The following is a 20,374-nucleotide window of genomic DNA, read 5'->3' as shown; positions in this document are numbered from 1 at the left end:
CCCGGCTCCCGCCGCCCCTGGAGACGCGAGGCACGCGCTCTCACGCCTCCCAGGTGCGCCCCTGCACCGCTTCTGGCCGGGTGCTGCCGACAGGCGCTGAGGCCTCCCCCATGGCCAGGGCACTTGCTCTCCCTCCTTCGGGCCGCCAGGACACGACCCGTCGACCCCCGGGGTGAGGTTCCGGCTCCTGTGGATCAGCACCGGGGCCGCGCGGGCCGGAACAGCGCACGTCGAGGCGAACAGGGGCGTCAGGCGTGGGCACCAAAGGCTCCCATTCCCGTCATTTCCATCTGGTATCGCTTTGGTATAACCTGGCTGAAGGGGCACATCGCAGACCGAGGACCGCAGGTCCCACCCGGAAGGAAGCCCCCTCGTGAACAACTTCCCCGGCCCGATCCCCATCCCGCCGGCCCATCCCGGCAGGCACCTCTCGCATCGGCGGCCAGGAGCTCACCTGCGGGTCCCGGCAGCATCTGGTTCCGGACCGGACCACGGTCCTCGTAGGGGTCCGCCGACCACCGGCATCCGGACCCGGCCCGACACGCCTGCCCCTGTCTGATCCATCCGCTGCACCACCCGATGGCGACAGGCCTCGCCCGCGCTGTCCGCATTCCCGTTCGGCGCCCTCGCCCACGCCCCCAGTGCCCCTCACAGCAGGCGCCGCTCCACGACCGACTCCGGCCGCATCACGCCGGACTGCGACGCGGCCCCGCCCGCTTCTGACCGTTCACCCCCTCGGCCGCTCACCGGACGCACCGTGCCGACCGAGGAAACCCACACACAACCCCACAGGCCAGCCCAATGATCGACTTCCTCAGCCGGAACATCTTCACCCCCCACCCAGAACTACTCGTCTTCCTGACGGTCGCCCTCGGCTTCCTCATCGGGAAGGTCCGCTACAAGGCCATCGCACTCGGTTCCGTGACCGGCTGCCTCGTCGTCGGCCTGATCGTCGGCGCCCAACTCGGCGTCCAGATCGAGGGAACGGTGAAGAACCTCTTCTTCACGATGTTCCTCTTCGCCCTCGGCTACAAGGTCGGCCCGCAGTTCTTCCGCGGCCTCAAGAAGGACGGCCTCCCCCAGGTCATCAACGCCGTCGTCGTCTGCGTCACCGGCCTGCTCGTGTGCTGGGGGTTCGCGGCCGTGCTCGGCTACGGCCCCGGCCTCTCCGCCGGCCTGCTCGGCGGGGCCCTCACCCAGTCCGCCGTCATCGGAGTGGCGGGGGACGCCATCTCCAGCCTCCCGCACCTGGGACTGGACCAGGTCAAGGACCAGTCCAACCTGGTCGCCATCGGCTACGCCGTCACCTACCCGCTCGGCACCATCCTCGCCGCGATCCTGCTCTCCTCGATCATCCCGCGCCTCTACCGCCGCAACCTGGCCGCCGAGTCTGCCGAGCTCGCCGCCGAGATGGACGCCACCGAAGAGGACCCCGACCTCCACGAGGGCTACTACCGGATCGTCCTGCGGGCCTACACCCTCAGCCACCCGGACCTCATCGGGCGCACCATCGAGGACTTCGAACAGCAGCAACAGGCGCTCGGCCGACGGATCTTCATCACCCGCGTCCGGCGCTCCGGCACCATCCTGGAGCACACGCAGGACACCGCTCTCGCCGAGGGCGACGTACTCGCGGTCTCCGCGTTGCGCGGCTGCCTGGTCGCATTCGACGCCCGTACCCACATCGGTACCGAGGCCGATGACGTCGAGCTGCTCGGCTACCGGACCCAGACCCTGCACGTGGTCGCCTCCAAGGGGAAGCAACTCGGCCGCACCATCGCCGATCTGCGCAAGGAGCCCTTCATGGTCGGTGTCTACATCGACAAGCTCTACCGCTCCGGCGCCGAGTTCCCCTTCCGTCTCTCCACCACGATCGAACGCGGTGACACCCTGATCCTGTCCGGCCCGAAGCGGCTGGTGGATCCTGCGGGCAAGGCCATCGGCAAGCCCGTCCCCACCTCCTTCGCCACGGACATGATCTGGATCGGCCTGGGCATCTTCCTCGGCGGCTGCATCGGCATCCCGGCGCTCAAGGCCGGCGGGATCCCGATCTCGCTGTCCACCTCCGGCGGCGCGCTCATCATGGGCCTGGTCTTCGGCTGGATCCGCGGCAAGTACCCGACCTTCGGAAACGTCCCGCCCGGCGCCCAGTGGTTCATGGACACCTTCGGGCTGTGCCTGTTCGTGGCCGTCGTGGGCATCAATGCCGGACCCTCGTTCACCTCCGGTCTGTCCCAGGCCGGCTGGGGGCTGCTGATCTTCGGCGCGATCGCCACCGTCATCCCGCTCATCGTCGGGTTCCTGGTCGGCCATCACATCCAGAAGATCCGCTTCCCCATCCTGATGGGCGTCCTGGCCGGCGGACAGACCACCACCGCGGCCATCGGCGCCATCAACGAGTCCTCCAAGAGCCAGATCCCCACTCTGGGTTACACCGTCCCCTACGCGATGGCCAACGTGCTGCTCACCATCTGGGGCGCTGTGATCGTCCTCCTGCACCACTGACGCCGCCGCCCACAAGCCCTCTCCCCCGCCGCAGCGAGCCGGAACGCCGTTCCCCCTCGCCCCGCGCCCGATACCCCGCCCCACCCCACTCCGCACCCCAGGAGCATGTTGTGAAGACCCGCTTCACCCGCGAGGAGATCCGCTCCTTCGCCCAGCTCTCCCCCTTCGAGCTGAAGGACAAGTTCATCCAGATCGCCACCGCCGTCCAAGAGGACCAGCCCGGCCAGAAGGGCACCACTACGCGTGCCATGCTCAACGCGGGCCGCGGCAACCCGAACTGGATCGCCACCGGCCCCCGCGAAGCCTTCTACGCGCTCGGGTACTTCGCGCTGGAGGAGTCACGGCGGGTGTGGACGGCCGACAACCTCGGCGGCATGCCGGAGAACAAGGACATCGCGGCCCGCTTCGACTCCTGGATACGCCGCCACCCCGAACTGCCCGGCGTCGAGATGCTGGACAGGTGCGTGGACCTGGCCGTCGAGCGGTTCGGATTCGACCGCGACGCCTACGTCCACGAGCTGACGGACGCGATCACCGGTGACAACTACCCGGTCCCCGACCGGATGCTCGTCCACGCGGAGCAGGTGGTGCGCGGCTACATCGGCGACGAGATGTTCGACCGCCGTCCCCCGGCCGACAACCTGTCGCTGTTCGCCACCGAGGGCGGCACCGCCGCCATGTGCTACATCTTCGACTCCCTGATGCAGAACGGGATCCTCAAGAAGGGCGACAAGATCGCCCTGATGACCCCGGTGTTCACCCCGTACATCGAGATCCCCGAGCTGGACACCTTCGAGTTCGAGGTCGTCGACGTCAAGGCCAGCCTCTTCTCGGAGGCCGGCGTACGCGAATGGCGCTACCCCGAGGAGGAGGTCGCCAAGCTCGCCGACCCCGCCGTGAAGATGGTCTGCATCGTCAACCCCTCCAATCCGCCGTCGCTGGCACTGAGCGAGCGGGTCACAGGCCAGATCAAGCACATCGTCGACACGTCCAACCCGAACCTGCTGATCGTCACCGACGACGTGTACGGCACCTTCGTGCCCGGCTTCCGCTCCATCGCCGCCGACGTCCCGCGCAACACGCTGCTGGTGTACTCCTACTCCAAGCACTACGGCTGCACCGGCTGGCGGCTTGGCGTCATCGGCCTGCACGACGACAACGTCATCGACGAGATGATCGCGGACCTCCCCCAGGCCCAGAAGGACCGCCTCGCCAAGCGCTACGGCACGCTCACCCTGGAACCCGAGCACATCCGCTTCATCGACCGCCTCGTCGCCGACTCGCGCTGCGTCGCCCTCAACCACACGGCGGGCCTCTCGCTGCCGCAACAGGTCATGATGAGCCTGTTCTCCCTCTTCGACATGCTCGACGAGGGCCAGGCCTACAAGGAAGAGCTCCGCCACATCGTGCACCGGCGCCTCGACCTCCTCCTCGAAGGCGCCCAGATGAAGATCAGCGACGACGCCGGCCGCGCCGCCTACTACATCGAACTCGACCTCCTCGCCGAGGCCGAGCGCGTCCACGGCAAGGACTTCGCCGACTTCCTGCGGAACACCTACGAGCCCGTCGACCCGCTGTTCCGCCTCGCCGAGCAGACCTCGGTGGTCCTGCTCAACGGCGGCGGCTTCGACGGCCCGGAGTGGTCCGTACGCGTCTCCCTGGCCAACCTCGACGACCTCGACTACCTCAAGATCGGCCACCACCTGCGGACCGTCTTCGACCAGTACGCCGAGGAATGGCGGGCCGGCAAGAACTGAGCGGATCACCCCGGCCGCCAGCAAGCGCGGCGAGTCGCCCACCGGGGCCGCTGTCGGCGAGGAGCGCCGTCATGGACCGAACAACGAGGAAGCAGCCGTGGCCGACAGACGTGCCGAAGGCGAGATGCGTGATGCGGCTGGGCCGGGCCGCACCGGCCGCCTGGTCCTGATGGCCGGGCTCGCGCTGGCGGTGCTGGTGCCGAATCTGCACACCATCACGACGGGCCCGGTCGGCAGCGCCCTGGGCATGGACGACCACGCGTGGTCGCTCGCACGTACGGCGTCCACCTGCTCGTCGCTGGCGGGGCTCTTCTGGGCGGGGCGGACCTCCGACGTTCACGGTGCCCGGCGCGTCGTCCTGGGCTCGCTCCTGGCCTGCTGCGCGGGCAGCGCCCTGCTGGTGTCGGCGACGGGTCCGGGGTGGTACGCGGTGGGCCTGGCCGTGCAGGGTGGCGGGCTCACCGGCGCGGTGGCCGGGTACCTGGCGTCGGCGCCCTTCCTGCACCTGACGGGGCGCCTGTGCCGGGTCGCCGGCGCGGCATTCGCCGCTCTCGCGGCAGTCCACCTCGTCGGCGTGCTGCTGGCGCGGGCTGCCGAGGCCGTAGGGGGATGGCGTGCCGCCGAGGCGGTGCCGCTGCTCGTCTCAGCAGGTCTGTTCCTCGCCGCCCTTCGGTTCCTGCCCCGGACAGCGCGCTCCGCCTTTCCGTCTGCCGCGCCGCCCCTCTACCGCGCCGGGGGGCTGCTGGTCGTCCTGCTGGGCGGCGTCCTGCAGGCCTCTCCGCTCAGCGACCGGCTGGACGTCTACGTCGTACTGCTCCTCGCCGTGGCCCTGCTCGCGGCCGTCCTGTGCACCGCCCCACCCTCTGAACAGTTCCGGCTGCGGCGCACCGCCATGCCGCTGAGCCGCTCGGCCTTCGCATCGGCGAGGGGGCCGGCCGTGATGGCGGGAGGAGTGTGGGGGTTCGGCCAGACCGCCCTGGCCATCATCCTGTTCGTACCGCTCACCGGCGAAACCGCAGGCCAGTGGGACAGTCTGCTGGCCTGGGCAGGATTCGGCATCGGGCTCACCGCCGCCGGGCTGTACGCGCTGCGCGCAGCCCTCAAGACCCGTACCTCTTCCGCGCTGGGGTTCGCCCTCGCCGCCCTGGGGATGGCACTGCTGTTCGTCCTTCCGCACACCATCTCCGTGACGACGCTGTTGTCCGCCGTGATCGGTTTCGGGATCACGCTCCCGCAAGTGCCGTGGGTCGCCCAGTTCCTGGCCGGGCTTCCGGCCCGCAGCCGGGGATCAGCGGTGGTCGCCTATCCGGCAGCGATCCTGCTCGGCGGTGCGGCGGTCACCAGCACCCCTTACGCGTCAGCGATCACGCAGGCCACCCGCACCACCGTCAACCACCAGCTGCTGTGGATCACGGTCGCCGTCCTGGCAGTTGCCGCGGTCGTGCTGGGACACTCCGCCGCGGCCGTCGTCGTCCCCCTGGCGGCTGCGGCCCAGTACCTCCTGGTCGCCACCGTCAGCGATCGCGCCCACGCCCAGCGCCCGCTGGCCCTGGCCACGTTCCTCCTGATCGGTGCCGCCATCGGTTTCGCGGTGTGGGCCCGTCGCCGGCAGACCGACCGGCTGGCCCACACTTTGGCGGCCGCGACCGCTCTGCAGCACGCCGTGCTCCGTCCCCTGCCCTCCCGGGTGGGCGGCCTCGAACTGGCCGGCCTCTACCGGGCCGCCACCACGGACACCGGCATCGGCGGCGACTTCTACGACGTGGCGCACACCCCGTTCGGCACCCGCGTCCTCCTCGGTGACGTCCGGGGCAAAGGTCTCCAGGCCGTACAGACCGTCACCGACGTCCTGGGCTGCTTCCGCAGCCTGGCGCACGAGACCGCCAGTCTCGCCGAGCTCACCGCCCGACTCGACCGCCACCTCGCCCGCGCTGCGGAGACCCGTCGGGACAGCGAACTCTTCGCCACCGCAATCCTGTTGGAACTCCCCGACGACGCTTCCCACCTCAACGCCCTCAACTGCGGACACCTGCCCCCGATGGCCATCGGCCCGGACGGCGAGGTGAGCGAGGTGGACCTGCCGCCCCTGTTGCCCCTGGGCTGCGGGTTCCTCGATCCGGACTCGCCGCCCGCCCCCGCCCGACTGGACCTGCCCCACGGCACCGTCCTGCTCCTGTACACCGACGGCCTGACCGAAGCCCGCAACGCCCTGGGCGCCTTCTACCCCCTCACCACGCGCCTGCGCGACCTGCGCACCGACGACCCGTCGCTCCTGGTGAGCCGCCTCCTGTCCGATTCCCAGCAGTGGACCCATTCCCTCACCGACGACATCGCCCTGATCGCTCTGCGCCGGTGCCAGAGTGACCAACGGCCGGAGCAGGCCTACCAGAGCCAGGTTTGAGGGGCGCTTCGACCACGAAGCGCTCGCCGTGCCACCGGCCGTGCCCTCGCGCGTGCGTCCCGGCCTGAGGCCTCACCACCGCGCGGATGGCAGTGGAGCGGGCCACGAAGTGGGGCAGGGCCGTGGCTTCGTGCGGCAGTTCGTGCCGCAGCTGGATCGGCGTGTCTCATCAGCGGACCACGCCTGCACCTGCGTACCACTTCGTACAAATCCGGGACGATACACAATAGATTCATCTGGTATCGATCTGGTATACCTGCAAGAGCGGATGAGGACGCACCGAACCGAGGGCCACCCGGCCCCGACCGGAAGGGAATCCCGCTCATGGCCCGTGTTCTGACCTCTCGCAGCGCCCGTATCGCCACACGGGACGCCTGCCGGCCGGCGTCCTGGGTGGGCGCGCGAGAGCAGGACCCGGGCTCCTCGACCGAACCCGACCGGGCCGTACGGCACCCAGGCGGACCGACTGCCAGGCGCAGCGGCCCCGGGCGCCGGGCCGCCCGCTCCCCGCCCCGACCGCACACAGCCGGAGGGGCGACGGCACAGGCACCTCCGCCGCCACGCCCCGCCGGCCCTGCCATCCGCGCTCCGCACCCCACCGAGCACGAACCACCTCGCGCGAGTACGAACCACCTCGCGCACTCTCGGAGACCTTCATGACCATGTCGTTCGGCGACTTCGCCTCCCCCGACCCGTTCCACGAGATCCTCAACCGGTTCTTCGGCACCTCACCGCTCACCTCACCGCCCGCGGTCCAGCGCGTTCCGATCGGACGGCTCCTCACCGAGTCGGCGAGGGAACTGATCGGACTCGCCACGACCCGCGCCGTCGAGGACGGCAGCACCGACCTCGACACCGAGCACCTGCTGTGGGCTTGTACGCAGTCGGAGCCGACGCGCACGCTGCTCGCCCAGGCCGGGGCGGATCCGCAGGCACTGGGAGAGCTGGTCGCCCGGGCCCTGCCGGGCGAGTGCGCCACCCCCTCGGCCCGGCCCGGTATGACCCCGGCGGCCAAGCGGACGCTCCTGCACGCCTACGAGCGCTCCCAGCGGGCCGGAGCCTCCTACATCGGCCCCGAACACATCATGAGCGCGCTCCTCGCCGACCCGGACACGGGCGCCGCCCGGCTGCTGGTGGCACAGGACCTCGCCCCGGACCGGCTGCGCGGCCTCACCGACACGGCAGCACGCTCCGACGTGCGGTCCGGCATCTCACCGGCCCTGGCCAAGCAGAGCACCACGCCCACCCTGGACGAGTACGGCCGCGACCTGACCGAGGACGCCAGGCTGGGCCGGCTGGATCCGGTGGTGGGGCGGGCGGAGGAGATAGAGCAGACGGTGGAGATCCTCTCGCGGCGCTCGAAGAACAACCCGGTGCTCATCGGGGAGCCCGGTGTCGGCAAGACCGCGATCGTCGAGGGCCTCGCCCAGCGCATCGTCGCGGACGAGGTGCCGACCATCCTCAAGGACAAGCGCGTCGTCGCCCTCGACCTCTCCGCGCTGGTCTCCGGGGCGCAGTACCGGGGCCAGTTCGAGGAACGCCTGAAGAACGTCATCGAGGAGGTCTCCGCCGCCGAGGGCGAAGTGATCGTCTTCATCGACGAGTTGCACACCGTGGTCGGCGCGGGCGCAGGCGGCGAGGGCGCCATGGACGCGGGCAACATGCTCAAGCCCGCCCTGGCCCGCGGCGACCTGCACGTCGTCGGCGCCACCACCCTGGACGAGTACCGTCGCTACGTCGAGAAGGACCCGGCACTGGAACGCCGCTTCCAGCCCGTCGTCGTACCCGAACCGAGCGTCGAGGAGACCGTGCGGATCCTCGAAGGCCTGCGCGACTCCTACGAGGCGCACCACCAGGTCCGCTACGAGGACGGCGCCCTGGCGGCCGCGGCCGAGCTCTCCGACCGCTACATCAGCGACCGCTTCCTGCCCGACAAGGCCATCGACCTCATCGACCAGGCCGGTGCCCGGACGCGCCTGAAGTCGCTGAGCCGCTCGACCGAGGTGATCGCACGCGAGGACGAACTCGCCAAGCTCCGGCGGGAGAAGGACGAGGCCGTCGCCGCCGAGGACTTCGAGCGGGCATCGGCGTACCAGCGGGAAATCGCCGACGCCGAAGGCGAACTGGCCGGGATCACCGAGCGCCGGGAGGGTGTCGTCGCGGTCACGGCCGCCGACATCGCCGAAGTCGTGGCCCGTCGCACGGGCATCCCCGTCGCCCAGCTCACCGAGGACGAACGCGAACGCCTCCTCGGCCTGGAGCAGGCCCTGCACAGCCGGGTCGTGGGCCAGGACGAAGCCGTCACCGCCGTCTGCGAAGCAGTACGCCGCAACCGCGCCGGCATGGGCGACCCCGGCCGCCCGGTCGGCTCGTTCCTCTTCCTCGGGCCCACGGGCGTCGGCAAGACCGAACTCGCCAAGGCCCTGGCAGCGCTGCTCTTCGGTGACGAGGACCGCCTGATCCGCTTCGACATGAGCGAGTTCCAGGAGAAGCACACCGTCTCCCGGCTCGTCGGGGCTCCGCCCGGATACGTCGGCCACGAGGACGCCGGTCAGCTGACCGAGAAGGTCCGGCGCAAGCCGTACTGCGTGGTGCTCTTCGACGAGGTGGAGAAGGCCCACCCCGACGTCTTCGGCACGCTGCTCCAGGTCCTCGACGACGGACGGCTCACCGACGGCCAAGGACGCACCGTGGACTTCCGCAACACCGTCGTGATCATGACGTCCAACATCGGGGCCCAGCGCATCCTGGCGCACGAAGGCGACGCCGCCGGTGTCAAGGACGACCTCATGCAGGACCTCCGAGGCCGCTTCCTGCCTGAATTCCTCAACCGGATCGACGACATCATCGTCTTCCACGCCCTGACCGGGACGGATCTGGAGCACATCGTCGACCTGCTCCTGCAGGGCAGCGAGCGGCGCGTGCACGCGCAGCGCATGACCCTCGACGTCTCCGACGCGGCGAGGAAGCTGCTTCTCGCGCACGGCTACCAGCCCGAGTTCGGCGCCCGCCCGCTGCGCCGGACGATCCAGACCGAACTCGACAACCGGCTCGCCTCGCTGATGCTCAGCGGCGAGGCCGGCGCGGGCGACACCCTGGTCGCGGACGTCGTGGACGACGCCCTCACCGTCTCCGTACGGTCACCTGCCACGGAGCCTCCTCTGAAGACGCTTGATCTCAGGCATGGTTGAGGTTGAATGCTGGCTCCCATGAACGCAACCGTGATCGATGAGCAGGTACGGCAAGCCGAGATCGTGGCGCTGAAGAAGGTGATCGCCACGCTTGAGCACTCGCAGCAGAACGAGCTCGTGGAGGAGTTCGTCGGTCTCTTCCGCAGCGACGCGATCTGGACGACGGGCCACGGCAAGCGCCTCACCGGGCGCGACGAGATAGCGGCCTTCACCCAGCAGGTGCTTCCCGGCGCCATGAAGGACGCGACGGCCACCTACGAGGTGGTGGACGTGCTGTTCATCCGCCCCGACGTCGCCGCCGTCAAGGTGCACGCCCAGTACCTCACCCTCGATGGCCAGCCCATCGGGAACCCGGGCACGCCGCTCTACGTCATGGCGAAGGAGGAGGGGAACTGGCGCCTGGTCGCCTGCCAGAACACGGAGATACTCGACGCGTGACCTGACAAGTGCCGCGGGGCGCCGGGTGAACCATACGGCTCACCTCGCCCCCCGCGGCCTGTCCACGGACGCTGGCACGCACACGCGGACAAGGCCAGTGCCCGCTGCACACGGGACTTCATCTCATCGCCCTGGTCAGCGCCGGTGCCCGCTGCGAACACGGTCAGCTCGACGAGCGCACCGCGGCGGTCGTGGCCTGACCGATGGTGAAGGTGGCACCGGGGGCGGCGTAGTCGACGGGACCGTCGAACCGGGCCGAGGCGCGGGCCACCGCCTGCTGGGGAGTGAGGAAGCGACCGACGTGCGTGACGATCAGCCGCCCCGTCCGGGCCGCGCGGGCGGTGTCGCCGGTGTCCTCGGGAGTGTGGTGCACCTGGTCACCCTCGGCCGGCGCCTGCGCGCTCTCGGCCTCGCACAGCAGTACGTCGCATCCCTGGGCCAGCTGAGTGAGGCTCGGGCACGGCGCGGTGTCCCCGGAGTACACCAGCGACCCGCCGGCCGCCTCGACGCGCACGGCGAACGCCGGGATGCCGTGCGCCACCGCCCGGCTGGTCAGCCGCAGCGAACCGACGGCCGCCTGGTGCCCGTCGTACAACTCGGTGATGGCGAAGGCGGATTCGACCGGACTGCGGGTCGACGTGTTGGTGAGGAACCCGGCCAGCCGGTCGGCGATGCCCGGCGGGCCGAAGAGAGGAATGGGCGCCGCCAGACGGATGTCCGCGTACAGGGCGGCGTAGTACGCGGTGAGCAGGTCCGCACTGTGATCGGCGTGCAGGTGGGAGATCCAGATCGCGTCGAGTTCGTCCAGCCGCACGTGCCGCTGCAGCGGGCCGAGCGTCCCGCTCCCCGCGTCCACCCAGATCCGGGTGTCACCACACGACACCAGGTAGCCCGAGCACGGGTTGTCCACGCTCGGGTACGGCGTCGCGCACCCCAGGACCGTAAGTCGAAGAACCTCATCACTCATCCGGGGATCGTAGAACACATGATCCACAGGGTTTGATGATTTCTACTGCTGCCGCGGGCAAGGCTGGTGCGGCTGTCGGAAGTAGTGATGGCCTGAGCCCCGTAGACGGGGAGTCCGCCAGCCGAGCCGGCGGTCTTCTCCCCCGGCAGGCCGTCGCAACTGTCCTCGACGCAGGGAACGGCTCGACTGTGCTGGGGGCTCGCCTTCACCCATCCACGAAGCACGACATCCCAGAGCAACCCCAGGCACATCTGTATTACCTGTCTGAGGACGCCACCCCCGAGGGAGGAACGCCTTCAGCGAGTGGCCGTGCGTGATCATGCCGGTGAGCCCTGGGCGTTCATCCCAGCGACATCGAAACCGCTCCTGACGGATGACGTGTCTGGGAGCGGGATCGTCCCGAGCACACTCTGTCTCACCCTGCACCCGACCCCTGGAGCGATGGCGTTGGCGCCGGCTCCACTCAGTGATTCCTCCCGATCTCTTCGGTGTGTGGTCGGGTGGCGCGTGAGGGTGAGTCCTGCGAGGCAGCCGTCGATGAGGTCAGGGGCCCCGCACACGGACCAGTCACCCGGTCCCGTCGCCGAACGAGCCCTGTGCGCCCGGAATGGCGTCCAGCAGTCGGCCCCACTCGGGATACATCTCGACCTTGCGGACGTGCAGGGACTGGATCCTGGCGTCGAGGTCGGGTGCGGGGTCGTCGGAGAAGCGGAACGCGGCGAGCTTCTGCAAGTGCGGGATGATCACCCAGTCACCGTCGATGTGCACTGGCTCGTGCATGTAGCGCTCAAGGGCCTCCAGGTCGGCCACGGCCGCGCAGTAGGTGTGCGTGTAGCCCTCGCCCGGGTCGCCCATGTACCGGCCCACGGAGCCGAAGACGACCGGTTCGGTGCTCGCCGTGCGGCGCATCGCGGCGAGCACGGCCTCTTGGTCCTGCGGGGATGTGCCGTCCTTGAAGCTGAACCTCAGGGTGTTCACGATCATCCGCTGTCCTCTTCCCGGGTCTCGACGGGTGCCGCACAGATGGAAACTTGAACCAGCTAGTTCAAAATAGTGTTCCGATGCGTCGACGTACAGCGGTTCGCAAGAATGAACCAATAGGTTCAACTGACCTTGACCGCCGAGTAGCCTGCCTCCGTGACAGCAGCAACGACGCCGGCCGCAGGCCGGCCCGCTCCCCGGGGGCGCATCGACAAGCGGCAGGCGATCCTCGAAGCCGCGTTCGCCGTGTTCGCGCGCCGTGGGTACGCGCAGGCGTGCGTGCAGGAGATCGCCCAGGAAGCGAGGGTCGCCAAGCCGACCGTCTACAACCACCTCGGCGACAAGGAGAACCTCTTCCGGCACGCCCTCGCGGCCGCCGCCGACCTCGTGATGGCCGAGAACCTCGCCGTCGTCGAGCGCCTCCGCGACCCCGGCGACGACCTGAGGCGCTCCTTCGAGGACGTCGGCCACCGGCTGCTGAAGGTGTGCTGCGGTCAACGTGCGGGCGCGCTACGCGCCTTGACCTACGCTCAGCTCGCCGCCTTCCCCGACATCGTCGAGGTCACCCAGGGGCAGACGGCCGGGCTGCTCGGCGAAGCCCTCGCCGACCGGTTCGCGCGCCTCACGCTCAACGGCAGGCTCCGCACCCCGGACCCGACGCGTGCGGCGGAGCAGTTCCTGGCCCTCCTCACCGGGCCCATGGAGACTCGGTCACGGCTCGGGACGCGTACCGTCAGCGCCACCGAGACCAGAAGCATCGCCACGTCGGCGGTCGACACGTTCCTGCTGGCCTACGGCACGGACGGCCGGGCCCACACCCCGTAGGACCCATCACCGACAGTGGGCAGCCGGCCCCCACGGGCGCCAGGAGGGCACTCGGATGGCTCACGTCGGCGACTCTCAGGCCAGCGTGTCGGGGGCATCAACTCCGTTTGAGGATCGAGGAGATCTCGGGGTCGCCCCTCATTCGCGGCGGCTCCCGGACGGGGACGATCAAGTCATGACCTCTCGCGAACGTCGCACGCTCAGCAGGCTCAGCCGCTCCCTCGCCCCCGCGGTCTGGGCCGCCGTTGCGCTGGCGGCAGCCGCAGCCGTGACGGCTGCGGCCATGGAGCATCCGTCTTGCCGCAAGGCACCAGCGGATAGCGCATCTCCAGGTTGAACAGCTTGGGGGCCACACGAAGGCCCCGCAGTGAGGCCGGCCCGCCAGACACGTACTGTGACCGCTCGCCGAGGAGACTGGGCGACGCCCGTAGCACGTCATTGCGGAGTGTGCGAGGTCGGTGACCTCGGGTGGCTGGGGTGTGGGCTGCGTGCCAGAGTGGTGGACGGTCAAGACCACTCGATGTGGTTGACCTGGGGGTAATTCCTCCGCTCAAGGTGCCGCTGCGCGGCGGCGGGCCTTGCGGAAATGCCACTGCTGGTTGCTGTGAGGAGAAGACTCATGCCTGCCCGTACTGGGACACCTTCCTCTGCCGTGCACGCTGCGAGCCCGGCGCGTGCTCGTATCGACGCGCTTGACGCGCGGCTGATCCGTCTGGTCCAGGAGCGCGCGGCGATATCCGCGGGCATCCAGACGACACGGGTCGCGGCGGGCGGCAGTCGGCTGGACCTGGCGCGTGAGGCGGAGATCATCCACACCTACAGCCGGGCCCTGGGCCCGGTGGTGGGCCGTGACCTGGGGTGTCTGGTGCTCAAGGCGTGCCGGGGGCAGGCGGCTGCTGCCGTGGGCGGTGGCCGGCACGGTTTCCTGGGTCCTGCGGGGACCTTCACCGAGGTGGCGCTGGACGCGCTGGGCGGTGTGCCGGCCAGTGAGCGGGTGGCCCTGCCCTCGGTGCCCGCCGCTCTGGAGGCGGTCCGTGAGGGAGAGGTCGCGGACGCGGTGGTGCCGCTGGAGAACTCGCACAGCGAGGCGGTGATCGAGACGCTGGACGAGCTTGCCCTCGGGCAGCCGGTGACGATCACCGGCGAGGTGTGGCTGCCAGTGGAGTTCGTCCTGGCCGCCCGGCCGGGCACCGCGCTGGACGACGTGGCGGTGGTGGCCACCCACCCGCAGGCGTTCGCACAGACCAGCGGCTGGCTGGAGGCCCACCTGCCCCGGGCCGTCTTCGAGCCCGCCTCCTCCACCGCCGAGGCGGCCGAGACCCTGGGCCGGCCCGGACGGGTCCACAACGCGGCCATCTGCTCGCCTGCCGCCGCCGCACGCTACGGCCTGCAGGTCCTGGCACCCGACTTGCTCGCACCCCACAGCGCCCACACCCGCTTCGTACGCGTGCGGGCCGCTGCCGCCACCACGCCCAGCGGCCAGGACCTGACCAGCGTCGTGGTCGGCATGCAGGGACGCCAGCTCTCCCACGTCGTCACCGAACTGGCCTCCGCCCGCGTGCCCATGGTGCGCATGCACTCACGCCTGCACGGCGCCCAGTCCGACCGCGAGCGGTTCCTGTGGCTGGACTGCAGCGGACACATCCACGACGAGAAGCTCGCCCAGTCGCTGTCCCGGCTCTCAGACGTCTTCGACGTGCGCTACCTCGGCTCCTACCCCGCCTGCCCGCACACCGCACTCGCCACCACGGGAGGCGCCGCATGACACCCCCCGCCGTTGCGCACGCCGCACCCTACTCGGCCGACATCAACTGGGCGTCATTGCGCGGTGAGTTCCGCCTGAGCCAGGACCAGATCCATCTGGCGAACTTCTTCCTGGCGTCACCGCCCGCACAGGTCCGCGCCGCCGCGGACCGCTGGCGAGCCCGCCTGGACAGCGACCCGCACCTTCTGGAGCCGTTCCTGCTGGGCAGCCTGGCCGACATGGGCTCCGAGCTGGCCCCCGACAGCCCCTACCTCCAGGCCAAGCAGGCCATGGCCCGCTACCTCGGCGCCGCGGACGACGACGTCGCCCTGGTACCGAACACCACCACCGGGCTCGCCCTGCTCTACAACGGGCTCAGCCTGCCGCCCGGTTCACAGATCGTCATCACCAGCGACTCCCACTACTCCCACCACCAGGCGGCGCACCGGGCCGCGGAGAAGAACGACGCCACCGTCCGCGAGGTCGCCCTCTACCGCGAGGCCTCCCGCGCCAGCGTCCACGAGATCCTCGAACGGATCCAGGCCGCCATCACCCCGCGCACCCGCTGCCTGGGAGTCACCTGGGTCAGCTCCCGCACCGGCGTCAAACTGCCCATCCCCGCCATCGCCGACCTCGTCGCCGACATCAACCGCACCCGCGAGAAAGACGACCACTGCCTCCTCCTCGTCGACGGCGTCCACGGATTCGGCGTCGAAGACCAGGACGCCGCCCGCCTGGGCGCCGACTACTTCGTCGCCGGCGCCCACAAATGGTTCCTCGGACCCGCCGGGACCGGGATCCTGCACGCCCGCCCCCGCGCCTGGCACCGCCTGAGCCCCACCGTCCCCTCCTTCGAGATCGACGCCACCCTCCACCGCTGTTGGCTCCAGGACCAGCCGCTGCCCACCACCCGCGCCTCCTACATCACCCCCGGCGGGTTCACCGACTACGCCAACATCTTCGCCCTCACCGACACCGCCGCCTTCCACCAGCGCCTGGGCCGTGCCGCCATCACCAGCCGCATCCACGAACTCAACGGCCGCCTGCGCCACGAGCTCGCCGCCATGCCCGGCATCCGCCTGATCACCCCCACCCGCCAGGACCTGGCCAGCGGCTTCGTCTGCTTCCAAGTACCCGGCACCTCACCGGAATCCGTCGTCGCCACCCTGGCCAGCCACCACATCAAAGCCGCCACCTCCCCCTACACCCTCCAGACCATCCGACTCGCCGCCGCCATCACCAACAACCACCACGAAATCGACCGCACCCTCGACGTCCTGCACACCCTCACCCCCACCACCACACACCGAACATAGGCCTCCACACCAGCCCGCCAAACGAGCCGCTGAACCTGGCGATGTGCGAGTGGGCCGCCCGCGCGGCCGACTGGGAAGGCTTCGACGCCCACCCCGACAGCGAGGCAGCACGACGCGACCTGGAGGCCCGCCTGGTGGCCGCCCTGGCGCCGGTACTGGGGGCCATGTCCTGAGCGCGCCGGGCCCTGTTCGCGCTACGGTCGGCCAGGTGAGCCTGCGTGCCGGGGCTTCAGGGGCGGCCTGGGCATCGAGTGCGGCAGAGTGCCGGGCGACGGTGTCCGCGAAGGCGCGGGCCCGTAGTGACAGCGCCTCCCAGCGGCGCACCGCCCAGCCAGCGGTCAGCGGGGCAGGCCAGGAATGGATACCAGGCGCAGGTCCGGGTGGCCGCGCTGGCACGCCGGGTCGTGGAGGTTGGTGAAATGTCGGAGCCAGCCAGACCGCGACGCGCTGGACACTGGGTGGGGACCTTGGTGATGCGCTGGTGTGCGGGGGCGCCGTGGCAGGCCACCGCTTCCGGCGCCTGCTGCTTGGGGTGTCTACCGCAGGTCGGCGCTACCCCTGCGCGGGACGGCGGCGTTCGTTGTACGCGTGAGCCGCACGGTCGTTCAGCGCGCTGCCCAGGGCGCGGACCTTCTCGCCCCAGCCGTGCGGCGGCGTCGGTTCGACGTCGGCCCCGGTGCGCAGGTCCGGTTCGCCCTGGGCGGAGGGCAGCAGCGTGCCGACGGCCCGGCTGAGGCGGGCGGTGAGGACAGGCGCCAGGCCGTGCACCTTGTCCGCCGCGCGTGCCGCGGGGGTCAGTACGATCCGGACGCGGCGGCGCTGGACGGCGGTGACGATGCGGTCGGCGGCCCGTCGCGCGTCCATCGACACCAGCGGGGTTCCGGCGAGGGCCGAGAACCAGGCGAACTCCTTGCGGCGGTCCCCGCCGAACACGGCGTGCAGGTGGGAGCCGGTGCGCATCAGGCCCGGGTGGACGGCGGTCACCGAGACGCCGTCGCGGGCGGCTTCCCCGTACAGTCCCTCGGCGAGCGCCGCGACCGCCGACTTCGCGCAGGAGTAGGGCAGCAGGTGCGGCACGGCGAGCAGTCCGCCCACGGACCCGATGAGGGCGAGGCGTCCGCCGGCCGGGCTGCGGCGCAGGTGCGGGAGGGCTTCGAGGGCGGTGTGCAGGGCGCCGTGGAAGACGGTGTCCATCGCGTCCTCGAATCCGGCCGCGCCGACGTCCTCGGCCGGGGCGACCTGGATGATCCCGGCGCTGGCGATGACCACGTCCACGCCTCCGTGCACGGTCGCCGCCTCGTCGAACAGCCGGACCACGGCCTCTCGTTCGCGCACGTCGCACACGGCCGTGCGCACCGCGGCCCCGGGACGGCGGTGGCGCAGCAGATCGGCGGCGCGTTTCAGCTCCGGCTCGTCGCGCGCGGCCACGGTGACGGCGCAGCCGCGGCGCAGGAGTTCGTCTGCCAGCAGCAGGCCCAGGCCGCGGGAGCCGCCGGTGACCACGGCGGAGAGTCCGCCCAGCGGCGGGGGCACGGTTCGGGTCCTGGGTGCGGGGCGGGCGGGCATCGCGGTCCTCCTTCGTCTTGGGCGTTCGCCGGACCAGGTGCCCGGGAACGGCCGAAGCAGGCACCCGGGGTCGTGCGACCGGGGCCGGCGGCGGGCGTGGGGCACGGTCGGGGCGCGGTGCGTGTCGGCGACAGTGCCCGGGCCTGGCGGACGGCCGGTCACGGAACCAAGTGGGCGAGTGGAGGTGCGCGTGAGGGGCGCCCTCCGGGTGCAGGCGAAGCCTCCCAGTAGGCTCGCCCCTTTCTGCACCGGGACGATCCAGCGGGCGCTCTTCGCAGGCCGCCGCACCCTCAGCGGCGGCATCGCCCCTACCGGCAGTGCGTCACGCCCCCTGCCGACAGCGCGTCACGCCGTCGCGTCCTGCAGCGCACCGCTGACCAGCGCGCGCGAGTAGTCGGCCGAAAGCAGATCCGGCCGGAAGAGGATCCTGTACATGATCGGGGCCACGACCCGGTCCATGACCTGCTCGAGGTCCGGCGTGCGTTCGCCCCGCTCCGCTGCCCTGCCCAGGATGGTCTCGATCTGGTGAGCGGCGTAGGCCGAGCACTGGCCGGCGTTGGGCCCCTCGGCATCTCCCAGGAGGGCGTCGCGGATGTAGGCCCGGCCCGAGTCCGACGCCATTTCCTCGAGGAATTGCTCGGCGTAGGCCTCCAGGTCGGCCCGCAGGCTGCCGTGGTCCGTCGGCGGGCCCTCGGGGCGGAGGTGCTCGACGGCGACGTCGGAGAGGAGTTCCTGCAGGTCGCCCCAGCGGCGGTAGACGGTGGAGGGTGTGACGCCCGCACGGGTGGCGATGAGGGGGACGGTGAGACCGTCCCTGCCGACCTCCTCCAGCAGCTGTCGTACCGCGTCGTGGACGGACTGCTGCACGCGCGCGCTGCGCCCGCCGGGGCGGGCCGTGGCCTTGGGTCTCACCGAAACACCTTAACGCGGCCATGGTGCTTCCAGCGTGGGCAGTCGGCGCACCGAGCCCGCCCGTGGCACACGGCGTGCCGTGCCTACGCGGCAGCGCCGGGGGCGATCCGCCCGAGACCGAACGGGGTGACCCGCTCGAAGGCGGCCCCGGCCCGCAGCACACCGGCCTCGTCGAGCGGCCTGCCCATGAACTGCATGCCGATCGGCAGGCCCTCCCTGTCCAGCCCCGCCGGGACGGTCAGTGCCGGGAATCCGGTGATGTTGGCCGGTGCGGACAGCCGGACGTAGGCGTCGGACACGGCTTCTGTGCTTCCGTCCGGCCACCGGAGGCCGTCCTGTCCGGCGGTCGCCGCGGGGGCAGGTACGGACGGTGCCACGATGATGTCGACGTGTGTGAAGAGCTCCAGCCAGCGGTCGCGCATGAGGGTCCGCGCCCGCTGGGCCCGGACGTAGTCGCCGGCCAGCACCAGTTCGCCCGCTTCCAACAGGGCGCGTACGTCACTTCCGTAGAGCTCGGGCGTCGTACGGAGCGTCTGCGCGTGGGCGGCGCTCGCCTCGGGCACCATCAGGCCCCATTGGACCGCCTGGACGTGACGGGTCATGGGGACCTCGACGTCGACGATCTGGGCGCCCAGGTCCCGCAGGGCGGCGATGCCGTCGCGCACGGCTTCCTCGACGTCCGGCGCGACGTGGTCGAAGTAGTAGTTGCGCGGCACTCCGACGCGCATGCCGACCAGGTCCTCCCCGGCGCCGGGCGCGTAGCGGCCGGGGACCACGGGCAGGCTGGCGGGGTCCCCGGGGTCGGGACCGGCGAGGGCTTCGAGTACGAGCGCGGCGTCCTGGACGCTGCGGGTGACGGGTCCGACGTGGTCCAGGGACCAGGACAGGGAGGTGACCCCGGTGCGGGGGACGAGGCCGTAGGTGGGCTTGAGGCCGACGACTCCGTTGAGTGCGGCGGGGACGCGGATCGAGCCGCCGGTGTCGGTGCCGAGGGCGAACACGGCCGTTCCCGTCGCGACGGCGACGGCCGATCCGCCGCTGGAGCCGCCCGCCACGCGCCTCTCGTCCCATGCGTTGTGCGTCTGCGGTGTGGTCAGGCCGTAGGCGAACTCGTGCGTGTGGGTCTTGCCCAGGAGAATCGCACCGGCCCGCGACAGGCGTGCGGCGACGGTGCTGTTCGCGGAGGCCCGGTGTCCGTCCCTGACCCTGGAACTGGCCGAGGTGGGCAGCCCTTCGGCGTCGATGACGTCCTTCAGGGCCATCGGGATGCCGTGGAGCGGGCCGCGGGGCCCCGTCGCGGCGATCTCGCGCTCCGCCTCTTCCGCCTCCCGGCGGACGCTCTCGGACACGACCGCGACGTAGGCCCCCGTCCGCGGCTCTACGCGCTCGATCCGCAGGAGGACCGAGTCGACCAGGTCGACCGGTGACAGGTCCCGGGCGCGGAGGGCTTCGGCGGCGGCGGAGACCGTCAGCTCATACGGTTCCATGACGGCCCCCGGGGACGGCGCGGTATACGGCGGCGGGCGGTGTGTCCCGGAGGTCCAGCTCGCGCAGGGTCGCGACCACGGTCCGGATGTGGTCGGCGGTGGCCGCCAGGTCGGCCTGGCGTTCCTCCGGTACGGGCAGTCCTGCCCGTACCGCCCATCGGGCGGCTTCGTGCGGGGTGAGTTCCTGGGCGAGCGCGGCGCGTACGTCGCGGGCTGGATGTAACTCATGAACTGGGCGACCACCGGCATGGAGGACATCACGCCGATCGCACTGTACGTGCACT

15 protein-coding genes are annotated in these 20,374 nt (G+C 70.9%); 10 read left to right on the top strand and 5 right to left on the bottom strand.

Translation table 11 applies throughout. The annotated features are described in order from the left end of the window. The first annotated feature begins 801 nt into the window (after positions 1-801). The 5 genes from aspT (at position 802) to ABT160_RS38270 (ending at position 10,292) form a co-directional block, all read left to right on the top strand. A complete protein-coding gene (aspT, locus tag ABT160_RS38290; protein ID WP_351652993.1) occupies positions 802-2,505 on the top strand; it encodes an aspartate-alanine antiporter in 1,704 nt (567 codons plus the stop codon). 110 nt (positions 2,506-2,615) lie between these two features. After that, positions 2,616-4,262: a bifunctional aspartate transaminase/aspartate 4-decarboxylase gene (locus ABT160_RS38285; RefSeq protein ID WP_351652991.1), complete on the top strand. Its 1,647-nt coding sequence runs from the start codon at positions 2,616-2,618 to the stop codon at positions 4,260-4,262. Positions 4,263-4,359: 97 nt separating this feature from the next. Continuing rightward, positions 4,360-6,663 (top strand): SpoIIE family protein phosphatase, encoded by a 2,304-nt coding sequence (locus ABT160_RS38280; RefSeq protein WP_351652989.1) that lies wholly within the window; start codon positions 4,360-4,362, stop codon positions 6,661-6,663. A 656-nt stretch (positions 6,664-7,319) separates the two neighbouring features. Next, positions 7,320-9,854, top strand: a complete 2,535-nt coding sequence (locus tag ABT160_RS38275; RefSeq protein ID WP_351652988.1) for an ATP-dependent Clp protease ATP-binding subunit — start codon at positions 7,320-7,322, stop codon at positions 9,852-9,854. Positions 9,855-9,872: 18 nt separating this feature from the next. After that, a complete protein-coding gene (locus ABT160_RS38270; RefSeq protein ID WP_351652986.1) occupies positions 9,873-10,292 on the top strand; it encodes an SgcJ/EcaC family oxidoreductase in 420 nt (139 codons plus the stop codon). A gap of 163 nt (positions 10,293-10,455) precedes the next feature. Here ABT160_RS38270 and ABT160_RS38265 read toward each other — a convergent pair whose 3' ends face one another. Together ABT160_RS38265 and ABT160_RS38260 are read right to left on the bottom strand one after the other, a co-directional pair. Beyond that, positions 10,456-11,259 carry an MBL fold metallo-hydrolase gene (locus ABT160_RS38265; RefSeq protein ID WP_351652984.1) on the bottom strand — a complete coding sequence of 268 codons (804 nt, stop codon included), beginning with the start codon at positions 11,257-11,259 and terminating at the stop codon, positions 10,456-10,458. Positions 11,260-11,826: 567 nt separating this feature from the next. Then, positions 11,827-12,243, bottom strand: coding sequence for a Dabb family protein (locus ABT160_RS38260; RefSeq protein ID WP_351652982.1), 417 nt, complete (start codon positions 12,241-12,243; stop codon positions 11,827-11,829). A gap of 153 nt (positions 12,244-12,396) precedes the next feature. On the opposite strand from ABT160_RS38260, the gene ABT160_RS38255 reads away from it, so the two are divergent. From ABT160_RS38255 to ABT160_RS38240, 4 genes are all read left to right on the top strand, one after another. After that, entirely contained in the window at positions 12,397-13,065 is a 669-nt protein-coding gene (locus tag ABT160_RS38255; protein ID WP_351652980.1) for a TetR/AcrR family transcriptional regulator, read from the top strand. Between the two features lie 652 nt (positions 13,066-13,717). Next, a complete protein-coding gene (locus ABT160_RS38250; protein ID WP_351652978.1) occupies positions 13,718-14,830 on the top strand; it encodes a chorismate mutase in 1,113 nt (370 codons plus the stop codon). Then, positions 14,827-16,125: an aminotransferase class V-fold PLP-dependent enzyme gene (locus ABT160_RS38245; RefSeq protein ID WP_351652976.1), complete on the top strand. Its 1,299-nt coding sequence runs from the start codon at positions 14,827-14,829 to the stop codon at positions 16,123-16,125. Before ABT160_RS38250 ends, ABT160_RS38245 begins: the two co-directional genes overlap by 4 nt. A 41-nt stretch (positions 16,126-16,166) precedes the next feature. Continuing rightward, the gene (locus tag ABT160_RS38240) at positions 16,167-16,298 is read left to right on the top strand and encodes a hypothetical protein (protein ID WP_351652974.1); all 132 of its coding nucleotides are present in this window, start codon (positions 16,167-16,169) and stop codon (positions 16,296-16,298) included. A 379-nt stretch (positions 16,299-16,677) separates the two neighbouring features. Here ABT160_RS38240 and ABT160_RS38235 read toward each other — a convergent pair whose 3' ends face one another. The 3 genes from ABT160_RS38235 to ABT160_RS38225 form a co-directional block, all read right to left on the bottom strand. Continuing rightward, positions 16,678-17,691, bottom strand: coding sequence for an SDR family NAD(P)-dependent oxidoreductase (locus ABT160_RS38235; RefSeq protein WP_351652972.1), 1,014 nt, complete (start codon positions 17,689-17,691; stop codon positions 16,678-16,680). Positions 17,692-18,036: 345 nt separating this feature from the next. Continuing rightward, on the bottom strand, positions 18,037-18,603 hold the full coding sequence (locus ABT160_RS38230) for a TetR/AcrR family transcriptional regulator (RefSeq protein WP_351652970.1): 567 nt from the start codon (positions 18,601-18,603) through the stop codon (positions 18,037-18,039). Between the two features lie 83 nt (positions 18,604-18,686). Next, entirely contained in the window at positions 18,687-20,090 is a 1,404-nt protein-coding gene (locus tag ABT160_RS38225) for an amidase (protein ID WP_351652968.1), read from the bottom strand. Between ABT160_RS38225 and ABT160_RS38220 the strand changes: the two genes are divergently transcribed. Next, complete coding sequence (locus ABT160_RS38220; protein WP_351653017.1) at positions 20,089-20,313, top strand: hypothetical protein; 225 nt, start codon at positions 20,089-20,091, stop codon at positions 20,311-20,313. The two genes, ABT160_RS38225 and ABT160_RS38220, sit on opposite strands and share 2 nt — an antisense overlap. Positions 20,314-20,374: the final 61 nt, after the last annotated feature.

This window comes from Streptomyces sp. NPDC001941, assembly GCF_040296945.1.
In the GTDB taxonomy this organism is placed as follows: Bacteria; Actinomycetota; Actinomycetes; order Streptomycetales; family Streptomycetaceae; genus Streptomyces.
The sequence above is the reverse complement of the archived record's forward strand: the minus strand, read 5'-3'. Positions and strand labels throughout refer to the sequence as shown.

Coding starts and splice junctions, on each gene's coding strand:
- aspT (WP_351652993.1), top strand. CDS start 802: ATGATCGACTTCCTCAGCCGGAACATCTTCACCCCCCACCCAGAACTA.
- ABT160_RS38275 (WP_351652988.1), top strand. CDS start 7,320: ATGACCATGTCGTTCGGCGACTTCGCCTCCCCCGACCCGTTCCACGAG.
- ABT160_RS38270 (WP_351652986.1), top strand. CDS start 9,873: ATGAACGCAACCGTGATCGATGAGCAGGTACGGCAAGCCGAGATCGTG.
- ABT160_RS38265 (WP_351652984.1), bottom strand. CDS start 11,259: ATGAGTGATGAGGTTCTTCGACTTACGGTCCTGGGGTGCGCGACGCCG.
- ABT160_RS38260 (WP_351652982.1), bottom strand. CDS start 12,243: ATGATCGTGAACACCCTGAGGTTCAGCTTCAAGGACGGCACATCCCCG.
- ABT160_RS38245 (WP_351652976.1), top strand. CDS start 14,827: ATGACACCCCCCGCCGTTGCGCACGCCGCACCCTACTCGGCCGACATC.
- ABT160_RS38240 (WP_351652974.1), top strand. CDS start 16,167: ATGTGCGAGTGGGCCGCCCGCGCGGCCGACTGGGAAGGCTTCGACGCC.
- ABT160_RS38235 (WP_351652972.1), bottom strand. CDS start 17,691: ATGCCCGCCCGCCCCGCACCCAGGACCCGAACCGTGCCCCCGCCGCTG.
- ABT160_RS38220 (WP_351653017.1), top strand. CDS start 20,089: ATGACGGCCCCCGGGGACGGCGCGGTATACGGCGGCGGGCGGTGTGTC.
- ABT160_RS38225 (WP_351652968.1), bottom strand. CDS start 20,090: ATGGAACCGTATGAGCTGACGGTCTCCGCCGCCGCCGAAGCCCTCCGC.